This window comes from Vibrio sp. (assembly GCF_047973365.1).
In the GTDB taxonomy this organism is placed as follows: domain Bacteria; phylum Pseudomonadota; class Gammaproteobacteria; order Enterobacterales; family Vibrionaceae; genus Vibrio.
The window spans coordinates 1-3,683 of record NZ_JBKEBW010000041.1 but is presented as its reverse complement, the minus strand read 5'-3'; the positions used below and the strand labels follow the sequence as shown (position 1 = coordinate 3,683).

Genomic DNA, 3,683 nt, shown 5'->3' with positions numbered 1-3,683 from the left:
CAGTCCGCTTAGAATCAGCTTTAAACTTGGATTTAAAGTCGTTCTTTATGATTACACGGCCATCTGTCGAACTAAAAATCTTCAGTCACTCCCCGCGCGTTTAAAAGATTTAACCGAGTCATTACGGGAGTTTATTATGCCAAAGCAAGACCGCCCAAATTATGAACGGGCGGTCAAGATAAAACCTATCAAATTCCCGTTGAAGAGCTCACGAAAAAAGAAAGAGAACTCTTAAACGAACAGCATTGTGCCTTCGCAGGAATGACAGATGGGTCAAGAATGATAGGTATAAATCAAACACCGACTTTGTCAACAATCTGAGGGCTGAGTATTCATTCAGTCCTTTTACTTTGGGGTTAAACATTCAGGCAACAGTCTATTTCGCGTAGAGAAGCTGACTGTATCTATCTAAACGTTGCAGTCTAACTTCTGCATTGGCCATAAATGTTTGTTTAGCTTTGCCAGTCAAAGACTGCGATTGTGGTAATGAAACCGTACGCGGGTTTTTGTGAACACCATTGACCAAGAATTCGTAATGCAGGTGAGCGCCTGTTACGCGGCCTGTTCTGCCTAAAGTACCAATCACTTGCCCTTGCTTGACGCGTTGCCCGGTTTTTACGCTTCGCTTAGTTAAATGCAGGTACTTGGTGATGTAAGTATTACTATGGCGGATGAAAACATAGTTGCCGTTGAACTGGTTGTAGCTTGATTTTTCCACCACCCCATCACCTGCGGCCCAAATCGGTGTGCCGATAGGCGCAACATAATCCGTACCTCGGTGTGCTTTGACTTGACCTGTTACTGGATGAAGCCGGCTAGGGTTGAAATTAGAAGAGACGCGACGAAAATCTAGCGGTGAACGCAAGAAGGCTTTTTTCATTGCTCGCCCGTTAGGATCGTAATAGTTGCCGGTATTGTCATCGAGCACGGCGGTAAAGTTTGTGCCTTGGTTAATAAAGGTCGCTGCGATGATATTTCCGCGTTCAACCACTTCACCTTCTACTATTTTCTCTTGATATAGAAGTTTAAAACTATCACCAGAGCGGATATCCAATGCAAAGTCGATGTCCCAACCAAAAATCCCGGCTAACTCCATAATTTGGTTTGCACTTAAACCGGCAGATATTGCCGCATTCCAGAAGTTTGAGTTGATTTCAGCTTCAGCATAGTTGTATTGGTAGAAGACTTCTTTCTTGTCTATTTCCGAGGTGTAGCCATTTCCCGATTGAGTCACGACAAACGTTTCGTAAGCGCTCAGTTTACGTTTGAGTTGAATCAGCTCGTTTTTATCATTAAAACCGAATTGCAACTCATCGCCCGGGAGCAAACGACTTAGCTGATTATTAATGTCATTATTACTCGAGGTTAAGTTATAAAGTTGCCTAGCACTTAGCCCGATACGTTGAAATAACACAGCGGCACTTTCTCCGGAGCGAACGTTATGTTTTTCCCAACGTAAAATAGCAGAAGGAAGAATGGTTGAGCCCGGAGAAAAGGCTTCACTATTAATGGCAAGCGGATAGTGACGACCAATTTGTAGTTTGTCAGGATTGTTCTGTAAAGACTCAGGGCTAGGTAAAAATAACAGTGCGAAAACGATAATCGCACTACAACAAGCGATTAAAGTACGATGAATCCAAGGAAGACGAGCGAAAATAGAAAGCATACTCGGGGTCATTCAGTTAATAATTAATAAAATATCCAGTTAGCTAGTCTAACTGGTTTCAAAATGCATCGCTATTCAAGTAAGATGTTGAACTATTAAATTTTTGCCAAATCTGTGGGAGTGAACAAGAATGGCGAGTATTGAAGCGGCTTTAGCTGAGATTAAACGTGGTGTTGAGGAACTGATTCCTGAAGAAGAGCTGATTGCTAAGCTTAAAGAAGGCCGTCCTTTACGTATCAAATTGGGTGCCGACCCAACGGCTCCGGATATTCATTTAGGTCATACGGTGATTCTAAATAAATTACGTACTTTCCAGGATTTAGGTCATGAGATCACTTTTCTTATTGGTGACTTCACCGGTATGGTTGGTGATCCTACGGGGAAAAATACCACCCGCCCACCACTAACGCGTGAAGACGTATTGCGTAATGCGGAAACCTATAAGCAGCAAGTATTTAAAATTCTCGATCCAGCGAAAACCAAAATTCAGTTTAACTCTGAGTGGTTATCCGAGCTTGGCGCTGAAGGTATGATTCGTCTGGCTGCAAACCAAACGGTAGCTCGTATGCTCGAACGTGATGACTTTAAAAAGCGTTACGCTGGCGGTCAGCCTATTGCTATTCATGAGTTCATGTACCCACTCCTTCAGGGGTATGACTCAGTAGCGATGGAAACTGACGTTGAACTTGGTGGTACGGACCAAAAGTTCAACCTGCTAATGGGACGTGAACTGCAAAAGTCTCACGGCCAAAAACCGCAAGTAGTATTGATGATGCCACTACTGGTTGGTTTAGATGGCGAGAAGAAAATGTCTAAATCAGCACACAACTACATCGGTATTAGCGAATCTTCAAGTGAAATGTTCGGCAAAATCATGTCTATTTCTGACGATTTGATGTGGAGCTACTACGAACTATTGTCATTCCGTCCGCTTACTGAACTTGAACAGATCAAAGCTGATGTAGCGAATGGTGCAAACCCTCGCGACGCTAAGATCCTTCTGGCTAAAGAGATCATTGCTCGTTTCCACACTGAAGCGGATGCTGAAGCTGCCGAACAAGAATTCATCAACCGTTTCCAAAAAGGTGCGATGCCAGATGAGATGCCAGAATTCGAATTTGATGCGGGTATTGCTATCTCTAACTTGCTGAAAGATGCCGGTTTGGTTAACTCAACCTCAGATGCTTTGCGTATGATTAAACAAGGCGCGGCCAAGCAAGATGGCGAGAAAATTGAAGATGCGAAACTAGTTCCAGCAACCGGTACTTATGTTTATCAAGTAGGTAAGCGTAAGTTTGCCCGTGTAACAGTGAAATAATTGACTGTTTATTGAACACAAAAAGCGCCTATTGGCGCTTTTTGTATTTTAGGTGTTTTGCCATTAACGACTAAGTTCGATCACCTGACGGTAGAACGCCTTTTCAAACGTCACTATTGCAGTTTCCATTGGTACTTCACTTTCCATTTCTGGCGGGAAGTAATCTGTGACAAATTGAATAAAGACAGTACTGGGGTTCCCTGCGGCATCTAAACCAAAGCCTGCCATATTATGCGTACCATAGAGCGAGCCGCTTTTTGCCTTGATCCTGCCTTTGATATCGTTGTCACGCATACTGCGACGATATTGCAGTGTGCCGGATTCTCCTGACGTTGGCAGTAAGTCGATCAGACCTAACGAGCTATCGTGTCGCCAAATGTAATGGAGAATTTGTAACATGCTCGCGGTTTGAATTCGATTGTTGCGAGATAAGCCTGAACCATCCACCAACTGATCATCTTTGAGCGAAATCTGGGTATTTTGCGTAATGACCTCTTTTATTGCCTGGGTGCCTATATTAAAGCTGCCTGGCTGATGAAAAAAATGACCACCTATTGTTTGAGCCAGAGTATCGGCAATCAGGTTATCAGAGTCCTTGCGCATAGTATCAAGCAAAACTGGTAGTGGCTGTGATTGATGTGTGGCGAGAATTTTCGCAGGGGTGGGCATTTGCCCTATTTTGATTTCACCTTTTAGCTG

General features: G+C 43.5%; 4 protein-coding genes. 2 read left to right on the top strand and 2 right to left on the bottom strand.

Annotated elements, in window-relative coordinates:
- Nucleotides 1-235, top strand: a 235-nt coding sequence (locus ACK5MF_RS06205) for a hypothetical protein (protein ID WP_416920405.1), incomplete at its 5' end; no start/stop codon positions are given.
- A gap of 141 nt (nucleotides 236-376) precedes the next feature.
- On the opposite strand, the gene ACK5MF_RS06200 is transcribed toward ACK5MF_RS06205, so the two are convergent.
- Nucleotides 377-1,666, bottom strand: a complete 1,290-nt coding sequence (locus tag ACK5MF_RS06200) for a peptidoglycan DD-metalloendopeptidase family protein (RefSeq protein WP_416920403.1) — start codon at nucleotides 1,664-1,666, stop codon at nucleotides 377-379.
- A gap of 130 nt (nucleotides 1,667-1,796) precedes the next feature.
- Here ACK5MF_RS06200 and tyrS point away from each other — a divergent pair, with 130 nt between their 5' ends.
- Nucleotides 1,797-2,984, top strand: a complete 1,188-nt coding sequence (tyrS, locus tag ACK5MF_RS06195; RefSeq protein WP_416920402.1) for a tyrosine--tRNA ligase — start codon at nucleotides 1,797-1,799, stop codon at nucleotides 2,982-2,984.
- A 63-nt stretch (nucleotides 2,985-3,047) separates the two neighbouring features.
- On the opposite strand, the gene dacB is transcribed toward tyrS, so the two are convergent.
- On the bottom strand, nucleotides 3,048-3,683 hold a 636-nt coding region (gene dacB, locus ACK5MF_RS06190; RefSeq protein ID WP_416920400.1), incomplete at its 5' end, for a D-alanyl-D-alanine carboxypeptidase/D-alanyl-D-alanine-endopeptidase.

Bases quoted from the DNA above. Each gene is read 5' to 3' on its own strand.
- tyrS (WP_416920402.1), top strand. From the start codon at position 1,797: ATGGCGAGTATTGAAGCGGCTTTAGCTGAGATTAAACGTGGTGTTGAG.
- ACK5MF_RS06200 (WP_416920403.1), bottom strand. From the start codon at position 1,666: ATGCTTTCTATTTTCGCTCGTCTTCCTTGGATTCATCGTACTTTAATC.